At 56.9% G+C, this 23,701-nt stretch carries 3 protein-coding genes; all 3 read left to right on the top strand.

Going from position 1 to position 23,701, the window contains the following annotated elements; genetic code table 11:
• The first annotated feature begins 115 nt into the window (after positions 1–115).
• The gene (locus tag TH468_RS15785; protein WP_085645570.1) at positions 116–2,428 is read left to right on the top strand and encodes a type I secretion system permease/ATPase; all 2,313 of its coding nucleotides are present in this window, start codon (positions 116–118) and stop codon (positions 2,426–2,428) included.
• Positions 2,428–3,732, top strand: a complete 1,305-nt coding sequence (locus TH468_RS15780; protein WP_085645569.1) for an HlyD family type I secretion periplasmic adaptor subunit — start codon at positions 2,428–2,430, stop codon at positions 3,730–3,732. The genes TH468_RS15785 and TH468_RS15780 overlap by 1 nt, the downstream gene beginning before the upstream one ends.
• Positions 3,733–3,970: 238 nt before the next feature.
• Complete coding sequence (locus TH468_RS21860; protein WP_085645568.1) at positions 3,971–23,680, top strand: S-layer family protein; 19,710 nt, start codon at positions 3,971–3,973, stop codon at positions 23,678–23,680.
• The last annotated feature ends 21 nt before the right edge of the window (positions 23,681–23,701 follow it).

The following is a 23,701-nucleotide window of genomic DNA, read 5'->3' as shown; positions in this document are numbered from 1 at the left end:
GCTTATGCAATCGGATAGGTGGCTCGTAACAGGTTTGTCGCGGGTCGCTTGGCGCGTGCGCCATATTTGATGTGATACAAGACTTGCTGCGAACGGGGTTTCGGGAAGGAACACAATGACCCTGCTGGACAAAATCCAGTCGGTCCGCAAGGCGGGCGCGACACGGGAAGGGGATCGCACCCCGCTGGAACGTATGTTCTGGCGGTCGATTGCTCTTGTCGGCGGATTCAGCATGGTCATCAATATGCTGAACATGGTCATCCCGATCTATTCGATGCAGGTGTTTGATCGGGTTCTTTCCAGCCGCAGCGTTGATACGCTTTTGCTTCTGACACTTGGTATCGGGCTGGTGCTGCTGTTCATTGCATCGATGGAACAATTGCGATCCCGGCTGCTGATCCGGGTTGGCACCGCACTTGATCTTCGGCTTGGCGGCGATCTGTTTGCCCATGTCGTACAACAGGCCGCACGCGGCAACAATATGCGCCAGCGACCCTTGCGTGATCTTTATGGTCTGCGCGGGTTTCTGACCGGATCGGGCCCCTTTACCCTGATCGATTTCATGTGGGCGCCGGTCTATATCGGTGTGGTTTTCATCTTTGATACCCGTCTCGGGCTTGTCGCCTGTGCCGGGGCGACGATCCTGATCCTGATTGCGATTGCCAACGAGGCGGCGGCAAAGATTTCGGTTGATCGGTCCGAAGAAAGCCAGAACCGCGGTATTGCGCAGGAAGAAACCTATGTCCGCAATGCCGAGGCGATGGAAGCCATGGGCATGACCCCGTCCGCGCGCCAGCGCTGGCAGGCTGATCAGTCCGATGCGCTGTATTGGGAAGGCCAGGCCAGCCGACGGGTTGGAACATCCACAACGCTGTCGCATTTCATCCGTCTGGCCATGCAGGTCTGCTTTATCGGGGTTGGTGCCTATCTGGTGCTGTCGGAAAGCATCACGATCGGGATCATGGTGGCCTCCATGATCATGGGGATGCGCGGGCTGGCACCCTTTGATGGCGCGGTTTCGGCATGGCGTAGCTGGAATTCGGCGCGCAATTCGTTCGAACGGCTGAACAAGATCCTGCTGGACAAACGTCAGACGAATACGGCCCCGTTGCCGCGCGGGCGCGGTATGTCCGTTTCCGTGGATCGGCTGGTCTTTGCGCCGCCGGGCAGCCGTAATGTTCTGTTCAAGGGATTTTCCTTCAAGACCGGGCCGGGGCAGGTGATTTCCATCGCCGGGTTCAACGGGGTTGGTAAAACCGCCCTTTTGAAGCTGATCATGGGCATCTGGGTGCCCGGATCGGGATCGGTGAAACTTGACGAGATCGAAGCATCGCGGATTGATCGCGGTGAACTTGGCCCGCAGGTCGGCTATCTGTCGCAGAATCCGTTCCTGTTTCCCGGAACGATCGCCGAAAATATCGCGCGTCTTGGCAATGCGGAAATGCGCGACATCATTCAGGCGGCCGAACTGGCCGGGGCGCACAAATTCATCCTTGATCTTCCCGATGGCTATGAAACCCGGGTTGAACGGGGTGGGCGCAACCTTTCGGGCGGGCAGCGACAGCTTATTGCCCTTGCCGCGGCGCTGTTCGGCCGGCCGCGCCTGTTGTTGCTTGATGAACCGACAACCGCCCTTGATGACAATGGTGTTGGTCATATCAGTGCGCTGATTGATATCGTGCGTCGTGCCGGGATCACGACCTTTATCGTCAGTCACGAACGCGAAATTCTGGTGCGTGCCGATGCGATCCTTGCCCTTGCCAACGGGCAGATTCAGGTCGTGCCGGTGCGGGGCAAGGCCGATCAGATGATCGCGCCACCACCTGCACCCATGGCATCGCCTGCTGCCGAACCGGCGCGTGACGGACAAATGCGGATCACCCCCAAACGGATTGCGGTGCCCAACCCGGATGCACCACGCCCGATCATTGAAAAGAATTCGTCGCAGAATCAAACGCCAGAACAGCCGCCCCTGCCGGCTGGTATCATGCCGACGCCGACCCGCGCACAGGCCAGCCGTGCCGCGCAGGCCAAGGCAACGGCCGGGATCGAACGCACCGAAATGGTGCCGCAACCGACCCCGGGCGGCACCATGATGACCATGCGCCCGGCGACCCGTAAAGAAGCTGCGGCAACAGCGGGTGAACGTGCGGAACGGCAGCGCGTCGCACGTGAAAAACAGGAACAGCAAAGACTGAGCGCGCGTAAAACCGCCCGGGAAGCCGCCCTTGAAGCCAGCCGCAAGGAAGCGCGTGCGCAGGTTCTGGCGAAAAAGGCCGCTGCCCGTGAAGAGGCGCGCAAGGCACGCCGTACCAGCGAGCGCAGCCCAGCACAACAGCCGGCCGTCGCCCCGCGCCCGAAACGCAGTGATCCGCCGCAGCTTCGGGTAGTTGAAGGATCGGCTGGTCGCAGACGGGGTGGTGCCTGATGGCAGGGGTGCAGCTTCCGACAGCGCGTGAACTTGAAACCGATGTCAGGCCGCTGGTGCGGATCGGTCTTCTGATCCTGATCCTGGGTGTCGGGTCGGTGTTCTTGTGGGCGGCAACGGCGCGCATCAATTCGGCCGCGACGGCAAGTGGTGTGGTCGCGCCGTTTTCGGGCAGGCAAAGTGTTCAGCATCTTGAAGGCGGGATCATTCGCGACATTCTGGTGCGCAATGGTGCGCGCGTGCAGGGTGGCGATGTCCTGATCCGGCTTGACGATACGCGTGCGCGGGCCAGCTTTGACCTGCTGAACAACCGATACCTCAATGCGCTGGCGACACAGGCGCGCCTGCTTGCGGAACGTGGTGGCAAGGATCGGGTGCAGTTCCCGTCCCCGCTTTATGATCCGAAATATGCCGGGATTGTTGACTCGCAGGAAACCCTGTTTCAAAGCCGGATGAATGCGTTTCGCGGTGAACTTGAACTTTATGACGAACGGATCAAGGAACTGCGCCGCGAGATTATTGGCACGCGCGAACAGAAAACCGCCGCCGAACAGCAGGTCGGCATCGTCAAGGAAGAGCTGGCCATGGTCAAACCCATGGTCGATCTTGGCTATGCCAGACGGACCCGGTTGCTGCAGCTTGAAAGCCGGTTGGTCGAGGTTCTGGGCAATATCGGGCGGTTTTCAGCCGATATCGCACGTATTGAGCAGCAGATCCAGCAGGTCAAATCCAGTCAGGCGCAGCTGACGCGTGATAATCTGCAAACCATCAATACCGAGCTTCGCGATATCCAGGGCGAGATTTCCGATCTGAATGAACGGCTCCGATCGGCCGAGGATATTCTGGTGCGGTCCGACATCAAGGCCCCGCGTGCCGGGACGGTCACCAATTTGCAGTTTTCCACCGTCGGCGGGGTGATCCCGCCCGGTGCGCAAGTGCTTGAAATCGTGCCGCAAGATGACAAGCTTGTGATCGAGGCGCGCGTATCGCCGAACGATATCGATGTCGTTCACGAGGGGCTTGGTGTGAACATCCGGGTGACGGCATTCAGCCAGCGCTGGTTTGCGCCGGTAAAGGGTATAGTTTCCGATGTGTCGCCGGATCGTCTGACCGACCCGGAAGGTCGCCCGTATTTTCAGGCAATGATTGAAATCGATTCGGAAAGTCTTGCCGAGCATGAAGGCATGATTTTATCGCCGGGAATGGCCGCACAGCTTGAAATCGTCACCGGTGCCAGAACGATTCTCGCCTATCTGTTTGCCCCGATCACCGACAGTTTTGATCGCGCATTCCGCGAACAGTAAGTCGTCAAGCTCGATTCGGTATATCTCTACCTATCCTATACAACCTGACAGATTCTGTCAGAGGCGAGTTTTGCCTTCCAAATCCCCGGAAAATATGAAAAAAACATAATTTAGCGATTCAGGCGCGTATCCGTCGTTGATGGGCTCTTGATCGGAGTCTATACTACTGTATATAGAAGGCCGTTTTACCTTCTATGTGAATGGATTTAAAAATTAATCCCAAGTAGGGAGCAGAATCTTGGCCTCGCCCGCCAATCAAGACGATGGCACCGGTTTGACGGATGCTGATATCGAACAGGTGCTGGATGACCGCGCAGAGGATAGCTCTGCTGCGGGTAAATCCGATTCCGGTTCGTCGGGCGAGACAGGTTCACAATCCCCTGCAACGCAGGCCTTCACCAATATCCAAAACATCATCGGCACGTCGTATAACGACATCCTGATCGGGGATGCGGGCGACAACACGCTGGTTGGTGGCGCGGGCAACGATATCCTGGTACCGGGCGAGGGTCAGGATGAAGTTGCTGGTGGCGAAGGCCGCGATACCTTTGTTTTGCAGGCCGGATTTGGTCAGGCGACCATTACCGATTTCACCCTTGGCGAAGATTATCTGGCGCTTGATGATCTTGGTGTTGAAAGTGCGGCCGATCTGGTTTCGCGTGCTTCGGATGACGGTCAGGGCAATGTCGTCATTACCTTTGCGACTGGCGATCAGCTTACGCTTAAGGGCATTACGATTGCCCAGCTTTCCGAAATCACCCTTGTTGATGCCCCGAAACTGACGGATGTCGCGCTGGACAGCTCCGGCGATCCGTCGTCGGGTGATGCAACCGTCATTGACGGAACGTCGGGTGATGACGTGATCCAAGGCACGTCTGGCGACGATGTGATTTCGGGCAATGGCGGCAGTGATACGGTTGATGGCGGTTCTGGCAATGATACGCTGTCATTTGACGGGTCCGATGATGCCGTAACCGCCGATCTTTCGACCGGTACGGCAGGCAGTGCAACAGGCAACAATATCGTTTCGTTTAGCAATATCGAAAATCTGACCGGGACATCGGGCAATGATGTCCTGCGCGGGGACACCGGAAACAATACGCTTTGGGGCGGTGCAGGCGACGATACCTTTGGCGCCAGTGCCGGCAATGACTCGATTGATGGTGGTGCGGGCAGCAATACCCTTGATTACAGCACGTCAGAACAGGGTGTGACGGTCGATCTGAAAAATGGTGCGACCGAAAGCCGGACCGAGGCCGAAACGGACGATGGTGCCGCATCTGAAACCGGCAGCAACACGGATTCCGGCACGGCAAGTGACGATGCATCCGGCGGTGATACGGCAACTGACACCGACACCGGTGCAGATACCAATGACGAAACTTCTGGTGAAACGAGCGGTGATACGACCGACGAGGCATCGGACCCGTCGGAGGGGTCGGTGACGGGCGAAACTGATACGTCCGGTGGTGATACGACCGATAGCGAAACAGGTGATCAGGCTTCTTCCGGTAGCGGTGGGGAAACCTCCCAGCCAGAAACTGGTGGCGGGGTTGGCGATGATCCTGCATCTGGCGGATCGGGTGATGACACCATTGCCGAAGAAACCGGCGACGCAGAAACCGACACGGGAACCGACACCGAAACCGACACCGGTTCGGGCGAAGGTGATGAAACCACCGGTGACGCCGGAACGGATGAAGAAACCGATCCGAACACCGGTCTCGATGAAACAACCCCGACCGATCAGAATGGAGCCGAAGCGGGCTCTGATGCTGGCGCCGATACGAACACGGGACCGGAAACCGGCAGTGACGAGACGGATGGGACTGGCAATACCGGTGGTGCGTCGCAGGAAACCGAAACCGGATCGACCACCGACGGTGATCAGACGCAGACGGGCGATACGCAAACCGGCGCGCAGGATGACGCATCCGATAACGCATCCCCGAACGAGCCAAATGATACGGCATCGGGTGATGGTTCGGGTGAAACCGGTGCATCTGGCGAAGACACGTCAAATGGCGCAGATGGCGCCGATCCCGTGGACACCAGCGATGAAGGTTCGACCGATCCCGTAACGGAAGGCGAAGAGACCCCGGTAGAAAACGGTTCGGAAACATCCGGAACCGAAGAAGGCTCTTCGACCGAAACCGACGGTGAGACTTCCGGTGATGCATCGAACGAGGCCACCGACGGAGAAACCACGCCCGATCAGGAAACACCCCCTGCTGAAACCGGTTCGGACGCAGAAGGCGATGAAACGAACGCGGGTGACGGTGCCGAAGACGACAGCCTCGGCGGTTCGGATGGTGCGGGTGAAGATGTTCTGAACGAAGATACGCCTGCATCGGGTGAGGGTGAAGACAGCACGGACGGTGAAGAACAGCCATCGCAGAGTAATCAGGACAACAATAATAACAGTGCGCAAGCCGGTGCAGACAATTCGCAAGAAACCGGTGGCGGCGGAGAAGATCAAACAGACATTGACCAGGATATTTCGGACCCATCCGGCACGACGGGTGAAGAACAGTCTTCTGGTGACAATGATAATGCAGGGAATCCAGATACCTCGGAACCTCCCGAAGAAGATGATATGGGGGGCAGCACGCCGCCCGACCAGGAGCCCGTCGATGACGGTATCATCGTTGAAGGCACGACGGGTAATGACGTTCTGGAAGGGTCTTCTGATCTGGATACCCTTCAGGGTGGGGCAGGGGATGACACCCTGCTTGGCAATGCGGGCGACGACATTTTACAGGGCGGTGACGGCAACGACACTCTTTATGGAGGTGAAGGGGCCGACGTCCTGCAAGGTGGCAAGGGGGACGACACCCTTTATGGCGCAGCGGGCAATGATGTTCTGCAAGGCGGGGATGGAAATGACTTCCTGCAAGGCGGGGCTGGCGATGATCACATGCAGGGTGGCGATGGCATAGATACAGCCAGCTATGCCGATGCAACCGGTGCCGTGTTTGTTGATTTGTCGAAAGGCATCGCAACCGGTGCGGCGGGTAATGACGTCGTCCAGATGTTTGAAAATCTTGTCGGGTCCGATTTCGACGATCACCTGACAGGTGATGCCGGAGACAACGTCCTGATCGGGGGGGCGGGTGTTGATACGCTGACCGGGGGGGCGGGTGACGATGTCCTGACCGGGGGGACGGGTGAAGACGACTTTGAACTGACTGTCGGATTTGGCAACGACACCGTTACCGACTTTGATGTTGCAGAAGATACGGTCGATCTGGCGCGGCTCGGTATCCCGGATTTTGTGACTTTGCAGTCGATGATGTCGGATGATGGTAACGGCAACACTGTTATCGATTTTGGTGATGACGGTGTCCTGACGCTTGAAAACGTTTCTGTTGACCAGTTGTCGCATGATAATTTCCGCGGTTTTGGCCGAATCCTTGCGTCTGATGACAATGATGATCAGCAGGGAACCGATGGCGATGACGCCATATACGGATATGATGGTGACGATATCCTTGCGGGTGGTGCCGGGAACGATGTTCTGTCTGGTGGTTTTGGTGATGACACGCTGATTGCCGGGGCCGGGAACGATACGCTTCGCGGGCAGGAGGGTAAAGATACCGTCGATTATTCCCGCGCTACAGGTAGTGTGACGCTGGATCTTGATGCCGGAACGGCCAGCAGTGTCGATGGCAATGACATTTTGGATCGTATCGAAAACGCCATCGGTTCTGAATACGACGACACCCTTATGGGGGATGCCGGAACAAACACCCTGTCTGGCGGTGCCGGTGATGACACGATTGTGGGGCGTGACGGCGATGATGTTCTATCGGGTGGTGCTGGCAACGACATGTTCTTTGCCGAGGCGGGGAACGACAGTTATAACGGCGGTAGCGGGATCGACACCGTTGATTACAGCGCAGAGATCAACGACCAATTCGTCAATCTGGAAAGCGGTGTTGCCAATGATACCGCAGACGGTGAAACGGATCGTCTGACCGGAATTGAAAACATTGTCACCGGTTCGGGCAACGATACGGTGATCGGCAATGCCGATGACAACCATATTTCCACCGGTGCAGGCGATGACACGCTTGCCGGGGGTGGTGGCGATGATACGCTTGATGGTGGCGACGGTATCGATACTGCCCTTTTCAACGGTCAGGGTGGGGTCGAGATTGATCTTTCCGCAGGATACGCAAAAAATGCGTCCGGCACTGTTTCGCTGGAAAATATCGAAAATGTGACCGGTTCGGGCCAAGCCGATATCATTCGCGGCGACAGTGGCAAAAATATCATAGATGCCGGAAGTGCTGACGATACGGTTCTCGGCAGCGGGGGGGACGATACCTTCATCGGTGGAGAGGGAACCGACACCGTCGACTACAGCGAATTTTCCGTTGATATGACGGTTGATCTTGCCGCGGGAACGGCATCCGGCATGGGGACGGATGAATTTACGGGATTTGAAAATGCCGTTACCGGTGCTGGCAATGATGTGATTTCAGGTACGTCGTCTGACAATATCATTGCTGCGGGGGCGGGTGATGACACTGTTCTGGGCGGCTTTGGGTCGGACACGCTATCGGGTGGCGATGGTAACGATGTTCTGAGTTATGAGTCAGTGAACGGTTCGGGCCAGAGCAATACCGGGCTTACCTTTGATCTGGATGCAGGCACCGTTACCAGTTCCACCTTTGTTGACACGATTGACGGTTTCGAAACGATCAAGGGCAGCGCTGGTAACGACGTTATGCTTGGCGGTGCCGGTGACGACACCCTGCTTGGCGATGCCGGTGACGACACGCTTTCCGGTGGGGGCGGTAACGATACGCTGACCGGCGGCGCAGGCGGCGATACCTTTGTGATTTCCGCAAGCGACGGTCAGATCACCGTGACTGATTTCGATCCGGAACTGGACATGATTGATGTTCAGGGGATCGATGGCGTTGGTTTGCTATCCGACATCGCCGGGTTGGTTGGTGTTGATGAAGCAGGCAATACGACGATTTCGCTTGGCGATGCAACCATGACGTTGCTCGGCATATCGCCAGATATGCTAAAATATTCGAATTTCGTTGGCATTCGGTCACTTGAGGGTACGGAAAATGCCGATGTTTTGATCGGTACGTCGCTTGGTGATGTCATCGATGGTTTGGCCGGGAATGACACCATTCTTGGCATGGATGGCGACGACACATTGTTTGGCCGGGAAGGCGATGACACGCTTTCTGGTGGCCAGGGGAATGACGTAATCGACGGTGGTAATGGTAATGATACCGTTGCTTATGACGATGCCGTTGCGGGGGTGCAGGTCGATCTGGCAGCAGGTAACGCATCGGGCGGCGCGGGCAACGATACACTTGCCAACATCGATAATGTTACCGGATCTGACTTTGATGATGTGATTTCCGGGACTGATGCAAACAACATTCTTCTGGGCGGAGAGGGTGCCGACACCCTTTCAGGGGGCGCGGGGGATGATCTTCTGGATGGTGGTGCTGGCGATGACACCCTGATTGCAGGGGCTGGAAATGACAGCCTTCTGGGCGGTGCAGGCAAAGATACCCTTACATATGATGGTATCGATGGCGGGGTTTCCGTCGATCTTGGCGAGGGTTCTGCGACGACCGAGAGCGGAACCAGTCATCTGAACGGTATCGAAAACGTTATCGGTTCTGACGGCAATGACACGATCATCGGATCTTTGATTTCCAATACGCTCGAAGGTGGTGCGGGCGATGATCTTATCATTGGCGGCGGCGGAAACGATCTTCTGGTTGGCGGTGAAGGAGCTGATACCTTTGTGTTCGCGCCCGGGTCCGGTGTCGATACCATTGCTGATTTTGATCTTTCTGCAGATCGTCTGAATGTTTCGGCCTTTGGTGTTCCGACCTGGGAAGCCTTACGGAAGATGATTGTCTCAGATGGCAACGGTGGGACGGTTATCGACCTTGGACAAAGCAAGATCACATTAAGTGGTATTGCGCCCGAAGACCTGACCCCGGATCATTTTGTCGACATCAAATTCATCGGGGCGACCGAAGCTGATGACACAATTGTCGGCAGTGGATTTGGCGAAATAATCGACGGGCTTGATGGCAATGATACGATCGACGGGGCCGGAGGTGACGATATCATCTATGGCGGTGCCGGGGATGACACATTGTCAAGTGGCAGTGGCCAAAATACGCTTGATGGTGGCGCGGGCAATGATACTGCCGACTATAGTCAAAGTTTATCCGTAACCGTCGATCTGGCTACGGGAACAGCGGATTCTTCGGTTGGCAATGATGTTCTGATCGACATTGAAAACGTTATTGGCGCCAAGGGGCAGGACCGCATTTCCGGTGATGAGGGTGACAATATCTTATCCGGCGAGGCCGGGGACGATACTTTGCGCGGTCTGGGCGGGAACGATCATCTTCTGGGCGGGATGGATGACGATCATCTTGATGGTGGTGCTGGCGATGATACCCTGGAAGGCGGATCAGGGGACGATACGCTTCTTGGCGGCACAGGAAACGACATTCTAGATGGCGGCGAGGGGCGTGACGTCGCAACCTATAGCGATGCTGACGGTGCGGTGTTCGTTGACATTGGGGCGGGAACGGCGACTGGCGCGAGCGGTAACGACACACTTGCAAATATCGAAAATGTAATCGGCAGTGATTTTGACGATACCCTGATCGGGGATGACGGCGAAAACACCTTGATGGGTGGCCGTGGCGATGACGTTCTGGACGGTGGTGCCGGGGGCGACACCGTAAGCTATGCTCAGGCAGATGGATCCGTTTCCGTTGATCTTGGTGCGGAAACCGCGACGGGGGCAGACGGTAATGACACCCTTGCGAATATCGAAAATATTATTGGCTCATCGCATTCGGATGAACTGAGGGGCGATACGGATGACAACACCATTGCGGCAGGTGATGGTGATGATACCGTTTATGGCGATGCCGGAAATGATGTCCTTGATGGCGGACGTGGAAAAGATACCCTTGATTATAGTGGTTCCGGGTCTGGTCTGAACATTGATCTTGATGTCGGTACGGCAAGTGGTGCCGATATCGGAACCGACATGATCAGTGGTTTTGAAAGTATCATTGCATCCGATTTTGACGATGTATTTGCCGCCGGAAACAATGCTGTAAGTGTGGATGGCGCCGCCGGGAATGATATTTTGACCGGTGGGGCTGGCAACGATCATCTGATAGGCGGGGCTGGCAATGACACCATAGAAGGTGGAGCAGGTCGTGACACGCTTGATGGCGGCAGCGGCGAAGATACCATTTCTTATGCGTCGTCAACAGGTGGCGTGAGTGTTGATCTTCAATCCGGACAAACAAGTGGTTCGGACAATGACGTCATCCGGAATTTCGACAACATTGTCGGCTCGACCGCTTCTGATGAGCTTTTGGGCGATGCTGGCGCAAATACGATTGCAGCGGGTGCGGGTAACGATTTCGTCGATGGACGGTCCGGTGATGACGTCCTTTCGGGGGGCGAGGGTAACGATACGCTCCGCGGTGGTCAGGGCAAGGATGTTATCGACGGTGGCGACGGGAATGATACTTTTGATCTGTCTGATCTGACGGATGACAGCGTCGTCGATATGGTGGCGGGGCAGGTCACCAGCGGCAATGAAATCGATAGTTTCACAAATATTGAAAACATCCTGACCGGTGCCGGTAAAGACAGCGTTACCGGTGATGAAAATGACAATGTGATCAAAACCGGCGCGGGGAATGATACGGTCAATTCCGGTGCGGGGGATGATACCGTCTTTGGTGGTGACGGCGACGATACGCTTGATGGCGGTGCTGGCAATGATACGCTTGTCGGCGGTGCGGGTAATGATGTCCTGATAGGCGGATCTGGTCAGGATACGGCATCCTACGCCGATGCAACCGGCGCGGTCATTGTGGATATGAGTGCGGGAACCGTCGCATCTGCGAACGAGGGGACAGATAGCCTTGACGGTATTGAAATCGTCGAGGGTTCTGATTTCAATGACACCTTCGTCGGTGGCGAAGGCAACGATATTTTCCTTGGCGGTCAAGGCAACGATACGTTCCGCGGGGGCGAAGGCGACGATACCCTTTCGACTGGGAAGGGTAATGACCAGATCGTTTTTGGCCCTGGTAGCGGCGATGATGTTGTCACGGATTTTGATCCGGTTACCGATGTTCTGGATCTAACCGGCTTCAACATTGCCGGGTTTGATGCCCTGAAGCTGTTGTTTGATATCAACGACGTGGGTGATGTCGTCATTCGTTTCGACACCGGCGACAGCATCACATTGAATGATGTTCGTCCTGAAATGCTGGCAAGTGGTAATTTCAGCGGTGTCGACGTTCGTCTTGGTACGGGCGAAAATGATGATATGTCGGGCTCCGAGAACGACGATGTTATCAATGCGCTTGGCGGCGATGATGTTGTCCATGGCGGTGACGGCGATGATCGTCTTATCGGTGGTGATGGTAACGATACGCTTTATGGCGATACCGGTGACGATGTTCTGGCTGGCGAAGCGGGCGACGATACGCTTGTCGGCGGTGACGGGTCGGATACGGCTGACTACTCCACAAGTAGTGGGGCAATTGTTGCCGATATCGGTGCGGGTAGCGTTGCCGGTGCGGATGGCAATGATAGACTTGAAAGCATCGAGAATGTTACCGGCACGCTGTTTGACGATGTGTTCTACGATGATGCCGGAAACAATACCATTCTCGGGCTTGACGGGGATGATACCATTTTTGCCGGACTGGGTGATGACCACATCGTCGGTGGTGCAGGCAGCGATACGATAGATTACAGCGCCACAAATCAGGGTGTTGATGTCAATCTGGCAAACCGTTCCGGTTCAGGCGCGGGCAATGATTTTCTTGAAAGTATCGAAAACGTCGTCGGGACGGATTTCTCCGACAATATCGTTGGCAATGCAGACGCAAACACCATCATCGCCGGTGGCGGGGATGACACCATTGTTGCCGGCGATGGTAATGACGTTGTCGAAGGTGGTGCTGGTAACGATAAGATTGATGGTGGCACGGGGCAGGATACGCTGTCAGGTGGAGACGGTGGCGACGTCATCGTCGCTGGTGCTGATGATGACACGCTATCTGGTGGTGATGGTGATGATATTCTTCTTGGCGGTACTGGCGACGACCGGATCATGGGGGATTCCGGGGACGATATCATCGATGGCGAAAGCGGTTATCACGACACGGTTGATTATTCGAATGTGAATGGTCCGGTTGTCGTCGATCTGATGAATAAATATGCCAGCGGTGCGGCGGGCAACGATGTCATCTTGAACATCGAAGATGTTGTCGGAACTGACTTTGCCGATACGCTGATTGGCTCGGATGGCGTCAATACGCTTGATGGCGGTTCGGGTAACGATACATTGTCCGGCGGTGCGGGCGATGACATCGTCATCACGGGTGCAGGCGAGGATGTGGTTGTTGTTGCTCCGGGGGGGGGCAGTGACACCGTTACCGATTTTGATCCGTCCAAAGACGTTGTCGATCTGTCTGCATATGGTATCGAAACCTACAGCGATCTTGAAGATCGCATGTTTAATGATACTGATGGGAATGCCGTTATAAATCTGGCACCCGGTGAAACCATCACGCTTGAAGGTATTTCGGTCGAGGACCTTGGTCCTGAAAACTTCTTTGGTTATGTCGCGATCAACGGCACCGAATTTGACGATGTCCTGCAGGGCAGCCAGCTTGGCGATGAAATCAATGCGCTGGACGGTGACGATATTGTTGATGGTGGTGCCGGTGATGATGTCATCAATGGCGATGCAGGCAACGATACCCTGATCGGTGGTGCCGGTGATGACGAACTCAATGGTGGTGACGGTAACGATACCGCCGATTATTCCGACACATCCGAAGGTGTTACCGTTGACCTTGGTGAAGGTACGGCAACCGGGGATGCCGGAAACGATACCCTTGATAGCATCGAAAATGTTACCGGCGGGGATGGCGACGATATCCTGATCGGCGATGAAAACGCCAATATCCTGGATGGCGGCGCAGGCAATGATACCGTTTATGGCAATGGCGGCGACGATACCCTGATTGGTGGCGAAGGCGATGATACGCTGTCCTACGAAGGGGCCGAAGACGGCGTTTCCGTCGACCTTGCCAATGGTACCGCAACCGGTGGTGCCGGAAATGATGTGATTGACGGTTTTGAAACCGTGATCGGTTCCGACCATGCCGATACCATTTCGGGCGATGATGCCAGCAACGTGATCGAAGGCGGTGCGGGTGACGATGTGCTGGCCGGTGGTGGTGGCGATGACACCATTCTGGGCGGGGCGGGTAACGATACCCTGCAGGCGGGCACCGGCAGTGATACCCTTGTCGGTGGCGATGGCACCGATATCGCCGATTATTCGGATCGGACCGATCCGGTTGTGGTCGATCTGGCCGCGGGTACCGGCACGACCGCCGACGGCAACGATACGCTGATCGATATCGAAGGGGCGACCGGTGGTTCGGGCAACGATACCCTTCTGGGGGCGGATGGCGATAACATCCTTTCGGGTGGTGCCGGTGATGACACCCTTTCGGGCGGTGCAGGGAACGACACCCTTGCCGGTGGTGCCGGGGCCGATCTGCTTGATGGTGGGGCTGGTGATGATGTCCTGGCCTTCGAAGGGGACCATGTCGCGGCGTCGGGTGAAACCACCGATCATGTCGGCAGCCCGACGACGGATGGCACTGGTGACGTTGCCGATATCAGTGGCAAAAACCTTTCTGATGACAGTTTCGTCGGTGGCGAAGGCAACGATACCCTGCAGGCAGGCGACGGTGATGATGCCATCATCCTCGATCGCGATCACGCCGGTGGCGGTGCCGCCAACCCGTCAATTGTGGATATTGAAAACATCAATGCCGGGGCGGGTAACGATGTTGTCGACCTGACCAGTGAAACGCATTCCTATGGCGACGTCACGATTGATGGCGGTGCCGGTGACGATACCCTGTGGGCCAATGATGGTGATGACGTCATCCTTGGGGGTGCCGGTTCTGACAATATTCTTGGCGGTGCGGGTGCCGATAATATCAATGGGGGTGCGGATAACGACATCCTTGATGGCGGAACCGGCAATGACATCATCGCGGGCGGTGCTGGCGACGATACCATCATGGCCGGTCTCGGTGATGACACGCTTTCGGGTGGGGACGGTTTCGATACGCTTGATATGTCTGCGGCCAATGGCGCGGAAATTGATCTGGCCAATGGCACGGCAAGCAGCGATGCCACCGGTTCGGACAGCATTTCCGGCTTTGAAAATGTGATCGCGACGGATGGTGATGACATCATCATCGGTAATGCTGCGAACAATGTGATTGATGCCGGTGCGGGCAACGATACGGTTTCGATTGATGCCGGTAACGACCACCTTGATGGCGGCGACGGCATTGATACGCTTGACCTGTCGGGCACCAGCGGCGGGGTAACGGTTGATCTTGCCACCGGAACCGCGAACGGCGCACAGATCGGTTCCGATACGATTGCCAATTTCGAAAATGTCACGGGTTCGGCAGACGCCGATACCATTACCGGCAGTGATGCGGCCAACACGATTGACGGCGGTGCCGGTGATGACGTGATTGATGGCGGGGCTGGCGACGACGTCCTTTCGGGTGGTGCAGGGAATGACACACTGGCCGCGGGCGACGGCAACGACACCCTGACCGGTGGCGATGGCGCGGATGTCTTTGTTTTTGAAGATGGCAGCGACGCCGATCTGGTCAGCGACTTTGACATCGCCAGCGACGTGATTTCCCTGCCCGATATCGGTGTTTCAAGCTGGACCGAATTGCAGCCGCTACTGTCCGATGGACCGGATGGTGCGGTGATCACGTTGCCGTCCGGCGGCACGGTAACGCTTTCGGGCGTTGCTGTTGGCGACCTGACACCGGATCACTTTGCCGGGATCGAAAATGTCGGAACGCCGGGTGATGATACACTTGGCGGTGGCAGCGGTGACGATACGGTTGGCGCCGGTGATGGCAACGACACGGTCGACGGTGGCGATGGTGATGACACGGTCGACGGCGGCGATGGCGATGACACGGTCGACGGTGGTGATGGTAATGATTCCGTCGGTGGCGGTGCGGGTAACGACACTGTTGGTGGTGGTGCCGGCGACGATACGGTTGATGGCGGCGAAGGTGATGACACGGTCGACGGTGGTGATGGTAATGATTCCGTCGGTGGCGGTGCGGGTAACGACACTGTTGGTGGTGGTGCCGGCGACGATACGGTTGATGGCGGCGAAGGTGATGACACGGTCGACGGTGGTGATGGTAATGATTCCGTCGGTGGCGGTGCGGGTAACGACACTGTTGGTGGTGGTGCCGGCGACGATACGGTTGATGGCGGCGAAGGTGATGACACGGTCGACGGTGGTGATGGTAATGATTCCGTCGGTGGCGGTGCGGGTAACGACACTGTTGGTGGTGGTGCCGGCGACGATACGGTTGATGGCGGCGAAGGTGATGACACGGTCGACGGTGGTGATGGTAATGATTCCGTCGGTGGCGGTGCGGGTAACGACACTGTTGGTGGTGGTGCCGGCGACGATACGGTTGATGGCGGCGAAGGTGATGACACGCTTGACGGTGGTGATGGCAACGACACCCTGATCGGCGGCCCGGGCACGGATACGCTTGACGGTGGTGCGGGTGATGACGTTCTGGAATTTGGCGCGGATCGCACCGGTCAATCGGGGGATGCCACCGATCATGCGGGTAGCCCGGGTGTCGATGGCACTGGCGAAATTGCCGATCTTGACGGTCTTGGTATCAGTGATGATCAGTATGATGGCGGCGACGGCATCGATACGCTGGTGGGCACGTCGGGTGGTGATGCGATCATTCTGGATCGCGATCATGAAAATGGTTCTGCCAATCCGTCAATCAGTGGCGTTGAAATCATTGAAACCGGCGACGGTGATGACGTTGTCGATCTGACCAGCCAGGTTCATTCCTATGGCGATGTCACGGTTGATGGCGGGGCTGGCAACGATACCATCTGGACCAGTGCCGGGGATGACAGCGTCCTTGCCGGTGATGGCAATGACCATATCAATACGGGTGCCGGCAGTGACGTGATTGATGCCGGGGCGGGTGATGACGATATCGCGGCGGGTTCCGGCGATGATGTGATTTCATCAGGTGACGGCAATGATACGGTGGATGCCGGGGCGGGTGACGATACAATTATCGGTGATGCCGGTAACGATACCCTTGCCGGTGGCGATGGCACCGATACGCTTGATCTGACCAATGCCGATGGCGGGGCCGTCATTGATCTTGAAAATGGCACGGCAAGCAGCACGGAAACCGGGTCTGACACCATTTCGGGCTTCGAACAGGTCGTTACAGGGGCTGGTGACGATACGATTTCCGGAAGTTCCGCCGATGACACAATATCGTCCGGCGCAGGGAATGACACGATTGACGGTGCCGATGGCAATGACCGGATCGTGGCCGGTGATGGTAATGACGTCGTATCCGATGGTGCGGGCAGTGACCATGTCGATGCCGGTACCGGCGATGACACGGTTATCGCGGGTGCCGGTGATGACAGTCTTGATGGTGGCCAGGGCAATGACACCATTGATATGCGCAACGCAACCAGTGGAGCCACGGTCAATCTGGCGGCAGGTTCGGCGCAATCGGCAGAAACCGGTTCGGACAGCATTTCGAACTTTGAAAATGTCACAACCGGTTCGGGCGATGATGAACTGACCGGATCGGATGCCAATAACGTCATGGCCGCAGGGGCGGGTAACGACACCCTTGATGGCGGGGCTGGCGACGATACGCTTTCGGGCGGGGCTGGCAATGACAGCTTTATCTTTGCCGACGGCACCGATGATGATGTTGTCACCGACTTCGAAGTCGGGACCGACAAACTGACCCTTGATGGCACGGGCATTGAAACCTGGACCCAGCTTCGTGATCTGATCACCGGCAATTCGCTTGGTGATGCCGTAATCAATCTGCCGTCCGGCGGCACGATAACGCTGCAGGGTGTCAATCCGCTTGATCTTTCAGCCGATGATTTCACCGGTGTGACCGATGGCGGGACGCCTTATGACGACAGCCTGACCGGTGGCGATGGCGATGATGTCATTGATGCGCTTGCCGGTGACGATATTGTCGATGGTGGTGCCGGTAACGATACAATTGATGGCGGTGCGGGCAACGATACCCTGATGGGTGGTTCGGGCGATGACACGGTCGATGGTGGAGCCGGTTCGGATACGCTTGGCGGCGGCACCGGCAATGATGAACTCAGTGGCGGCGATGGTGCCGACACGCTTTCGGGCGGTGCGGGTGACGATACCCTTGATGGCGGATCCGGCGACGATGTCCTGAATTTCGACGCCGATGGCACGGCCGCAAGCGGTGACACCACCGAAAATACCGGCAGCCCGGGCGTCGATGGCACCGGTGAGCTTGCCAATATCGGTGGCAAGAATATCTCGGACGATACCTTTATCGGTGGTGACGGTACCGATACCCTGAACCTGACCGGTGGCAGTGATGCGCTGATCCTTGATGGCAGCAAACTGGGCGATGGCCAGACGACGGGTAGCACGATCGAAACCCGGACATTCGGCCTGACGGATTCGGCATCATCGGGTGCCGTGCAGGCCGCATGGTCGGATGCAAATCTTTACGCCTTTGATTTTGGCACATCCTATGTCGGCGAAGACGGCAAACTGAACCTTGCCGCGGCGGATGACACCGTGACCTTTGATGGCAATGGTATCGGCAATAACGGCGGTTCACCGGCCGGAAGCCAGATCAACCACAATGGCAATACCGGCGAAAGCGAAGCCGTTGTTGTCGATCTTGGTGCCAATGCGCGGAATGCCACGGTTCAGGTTTCCAACCTGATTGCGGCCGAACATGGCGGTGAAGTCGGTTCGTGGCAGGCCTTTGATGCCGATGGCAATTTGGTGGCATCGGGTGTGCTTGACGAAAGCACGATCAATTACACCAGTGGCGGTGTCGGTACGGCAACGATCAGTGTCACCGACAGTCTCGGCAATCCGGTTGAATTCCGTTACCTCGCCTTTGAAAGCGAACCTTACGCCGATGGTTCATCGGGCGGTGACAGCAGCGACTATTTCGTACGTTCCATCACCTTTGATGCGGTGGTTGAAGAAACCGTTACCGATGGCGCGCGCCTTGACGGGGTCGAGGTTATCAACGCGGGCGAAGGCAACGACGTTGTCGATCTGACCAGCGATACGATTGCCTATGGCGATGTCACCATCAATGGTGGCGGCGGCAACGATACGCTTTGGGCCAACGAAGGCAATGACCGCATCAATGGCGAACTTGGCGACGACAATCTTTATGGCGGCGCGGGTGACGATTATCTTGATGGTGGTTATGGCAACGACATACTCGACGGTGGGGATGGTGACGACACCCTGACTGGCGACGACGGTGCTGATCGTCTTTATGGCGGGGCAGGCAATGATACGCTTGATGGGGGTGCCGGTAACGATACCCTTGATGCTGGGGCGGGTGACGACGTTATTCTGGCGGGCGATGGTAATGATGTTATCACCGCGGGTGCAGGTGCCGATACGGTTGATGCGGGTACGGGCGATGACACGGTTGTTGCCGGTGCGGGCAACGATATCCTTGCCGGTGGTGATGGCAGTGACACCCTTGATTTCGCTGCTGCCAATGGTGTGACGGTTAATCTGTCGACTGGCACTGCAAGCAGCGATGCCACCGGTACAGACACCATTTCCGGCTTCGAGAATGTTCTGGGCACGGCGGGTTCGGATACGCTTATCGGATCGAGCGGGGCAAACGTCCTGTCTGGTGCGGATGGTGATGACGTTCTGGACGGTGGTGCGGGTGATGACTCCGTTTATGGCGGGGCCGGTAACGACACCATTATCGCCGGTGCCGGGAATGATACGCTTTCGGGTGGTGCGGGCACCGATACCCTTGATCTGAGCCAGGCGGCAAGTGGTGCCACGGTCGATCTGTCGGCCGGTACCGCAAGCAGTGCCGAAACCGGCAATGACACTATTTCCGGATTTGAAAATGTCATCGGGTCGGCGGGCAATGACGACATTACCGGATCGGATGGCGATAACGTCCTTTCGGGCGGTGCCGGGGATGACACCATCGAAGGCGGTGCGGGTGCCGATACGCTTGATGGTGGCGAGGGCATCGATACCATCAGCTATGAGGGTTCAAGCGCCGGGGTCGAGATTTATCTTGGCGATACCGATGCCAATGCCAGAACACCGGGCGAAGGCGGCCGTGCATTTGGTGGTGATGCCGCAGGCGATATTCTTGCCAATTTCGAACGCGTCATTGCGTCGGCCCATGATGACTATGTCTATGGCAACAGCCAGAACAATGTTGTCGATCTGGGTGATGGCAACGATACGTTTGACAATGTCGAAGCCGATGTCAGTGCCGATACGATTGATGGTGGCGAGGGCAATGACACGATCTGGACCGGCGATGGCGCCGATACCCTGATCGGTGGCAATGGCAACGACTATCTGAACGGTGAAAAAGGCGACGACACGCTTGACGGTGGGGCTGGTAATGACAGCCTTGTGGGTGGTGATGGCAACGATACGCTGGATGGCGGATCGGGGAATGACCGGATCTCGACCGGGTCGGGTGCCGATCTGGTCAAGGTCACAAGCCTTGTCGGCGACAAGGTCGTTACCGATTTCAACACAAGCGTTGATCAGATTTCCCTTGATGCCCTTGGCATTTCCGAATGGTCGGAGCTCGCCCCGCGTCTGAGCGAGGTCAATGGCAATACCGTTATCGATCTGGGGCCGGATGGCTCGGTGACGCTGCTGGGTGTGCGCCTGAACGAAGTCACTTCCGATATGTTTGTCGGGATCGAAGGTCCGGTTGGCGCGACGCCGTTTGATGATGTCCTGCTGGGCACCAGCGAAGATGATTACATCGATGCGCTGGCCGGGAATGATGTGGTCGATGGCGGGGATGGCAATGACACCATCCTTGGCAATGACGGCGACGATAACCTGTCGGGCGGTGCCGGGAACGATACGATTTCGGGCGGCAACGGCAATGACGTGATTGACGGTGGCGACGGCGACGACAGCCTTAATGGCAATGACGGCCATGACGTGATCGCGGGTGGTGCGGGCAATGACACCCTGATCGGTGGATCGGGCAACGATGTGATTTCCGGCGGTGGCGGTTCTGACTTCATCGATGCGATGGATGGCGACGATGTTGTCACCGGCGGTGATGATACCGATACGATCTATGGCGCGGCCGGAGATGACCAGCTTTCGGGCGAAGCGGGTGATGATGTCATTTCTGGCGGCGATGGTGCCGATACCATCAATGGCGGTCTTGGTAATGACTTGCTTTCGGGCGATGCGGGCAATGACACCCTTTCGGGTGGTAGCGGCAATGATGTCCTGTCGGGCGGCAATGACAATGACCTGCTCGAAGGCGGTATTGGTAGCGACACCCTGTCGGGTGATGCCGGGAATGACACGCTGCTGGGTGGTGACGGCAACGATACGCTTGATGGCGGGGCTGGCAACGATACCTATACCGGTGGTGCCGGTTCGGATCAGATCATCGTATCGGATAATTCCGGCGACAAGGTTGTCACCGATTTCAATCGGGCAAGTGACCAGATCAATCTGTCTGCCCTTGATGTTGATAACTGGGCCGAGTTGCGCAGCTTGATGTCCGAGGTCAATGGCAACACCGTTATCAACCTGAATGGTCAGGGTACGCTTACCCTGCTGGGTGTCGCGATTAGCGATCTTAATGCAAACATGTTTGTCGGTGTCGAAGCCTCGACCGGGCCGACGCCTTATGACGATGTCCTGTATGGCATCAGCAACAATGACACGATTGCCGCCCTTGCGGGTGACGATACCGTCTTTGGCCTGAATGGTCAGGACACGCTGTCGGGCATGGATGGCAATGACAGCCTTTATGGCGGTGATGGCGACGACAAGCTGTATGGTGACGGCGGTAATGACCTTATCGACGGCGGCAGCGGGCAGGACAGCATCATCGGCGGCGAAGGTGACGATACGCTGGATGGCGGGTCGGGCGATGACCGCGTCTGGGGTGGAAACGGGGCCGATACGCTGCTGGGTGGTCAGGGTCAGGACAAGCTTTATGGCGAAGCCGGCAATGACGTGATCAATGGCGGCACCGGCGATGATTCGATCCTTGGCGGTGACGGCAACGACGTTCTGGATGGCGGTGAAAACAACGACCGTCTTTGGGGCGGCGATGGCAACGATACCCTGTTTGGCGGATCGGGCGATGACAAGCTTTATGGTGATGGCGGTAATGACACCCTGATGGGTGGTCAGGGCAATGATACCCTTTCGGGTGGATCGGGCCGCGATACCGCAAGCTATGCCAATGCAACATCCGCGGTTGGTGTCAGCCTGAAAAACGGTACCGCCGTTGGCGGTGACGGATATGACGTCCTGTCTTCGATCGAAGATCTGATCGGGTCGAACTTCAATGATTACCTGTTTGGCGACGATGGTGCGAACCTGCTGTCGGGCCTGTCGGGCGATGACGTTCTGGGCGGCGATGGCGGTAATGACACCATCTGGGGGGGCGATGGCAATGACGTCATCAATGGCGGATCGGGCAGCGATCTGATTGATGCCGGTGCCGGTGACGACATCATCGAATATCAGAAAGACGCGACCTGGTCGGGCAGCTATGCCGCGAAGAATGTCGGCGATCCGGACATGGACGGCACCAACGAACAGGTCAATCTGCAAGGTTATACCCGTTCGCAGGATATCTTCGACGGTGGCGATGGTACCGATACCCTGTCCCTGACCAGCGGCAATGATGCCCTGTTCCTTGACGACAAGATCACCGATCCGGGCGTTTCGCCGCGCATTTCGAATATCGAAGTCATCGATGCCGGTAATGGCGACGATATTGTCGACCTGACCAGCGAAACCCAGTCTTATGGCGATGTGACAGTTCTTGGTGGAACCGGCAACGACATCATCTGGAGCAACGCTGGTGACGACGTCCTTGATGGTGGCGAAGGCAACGACACGCTTTGGGGTGGTGCGGGCAATGATACTCTTGCCGGTGGTGCTGGGATCGACATCCTGAATGGTGGTGCCGGTGATGACGTCCTGCAATACAATGCCGACGACACCTGGAGCTCGAACTGGCATGCGCTTAATGATGGCGCGCCGGGTGAAGATGGCCACGATAACAATACCGGCTGGGGCCATACCGGCCATCACGGTAACGGTTGGGGCCATGATTACACTGGCGATTCCGGGACTGGCGAATATGTCAATCTGAACGGCTATAACCAGTCGAATGACATCTTCGAAGGTGGCGATGGCACCGATACCCTGAAACTGACCAGCGGTAATGACGCGCTATTCCTTGCCGATACGGTCAGTGACCCGGGCATTTCTCCGCGCATCCGCAATATCGAAGTGATCGAAGCCGGTGATGGCGATGACATCATCGATCTGACCAGCTCCTATGAAACCTATGGCAATGTCACGCTTGATGGTGGCAACGGCAATGACATCCTCTGGAGCAATTCGGGCGACGATGTGCTTCTGGGCGGGGCGGGCAATGATCGCCTGTATGGCAGTGCCGGTGACGACACCCTGACCGGTGGTTCGGGCTGGGATGAATTCGAGATCGGCAAAACCAACGGTCACGACATCATCACCGACTTCACCCCGGGCGAGGACATCATCAATCTGTCGGAATGGAATTACAGCAACTTCAACCAGATCAAGAACGACATGCATCTTGATACCGATGGCAATGTCGTGATTGAACTTGGCAATGATGCATCTGTCACCCTGATGGGCGTCCATGATACCGATGATCTTGATGCCGATGATTTCGGGTTTGGCACCTGATAGCAGATCGTCTGGATCACC

Origin of the sequence: Thalassospira sp. MCCC 1A03138 (assembly GCF_002115785.1) — a bacterium.
Lineage (GTDB): Bacteria > Pseudomonadota > Alphaproteobacteria > Rhodospirillales > Thalassospiraceae > Thalassospira.
This window is presented reverse-complemented; position numbering and strand designations above follow the sequence as displayed.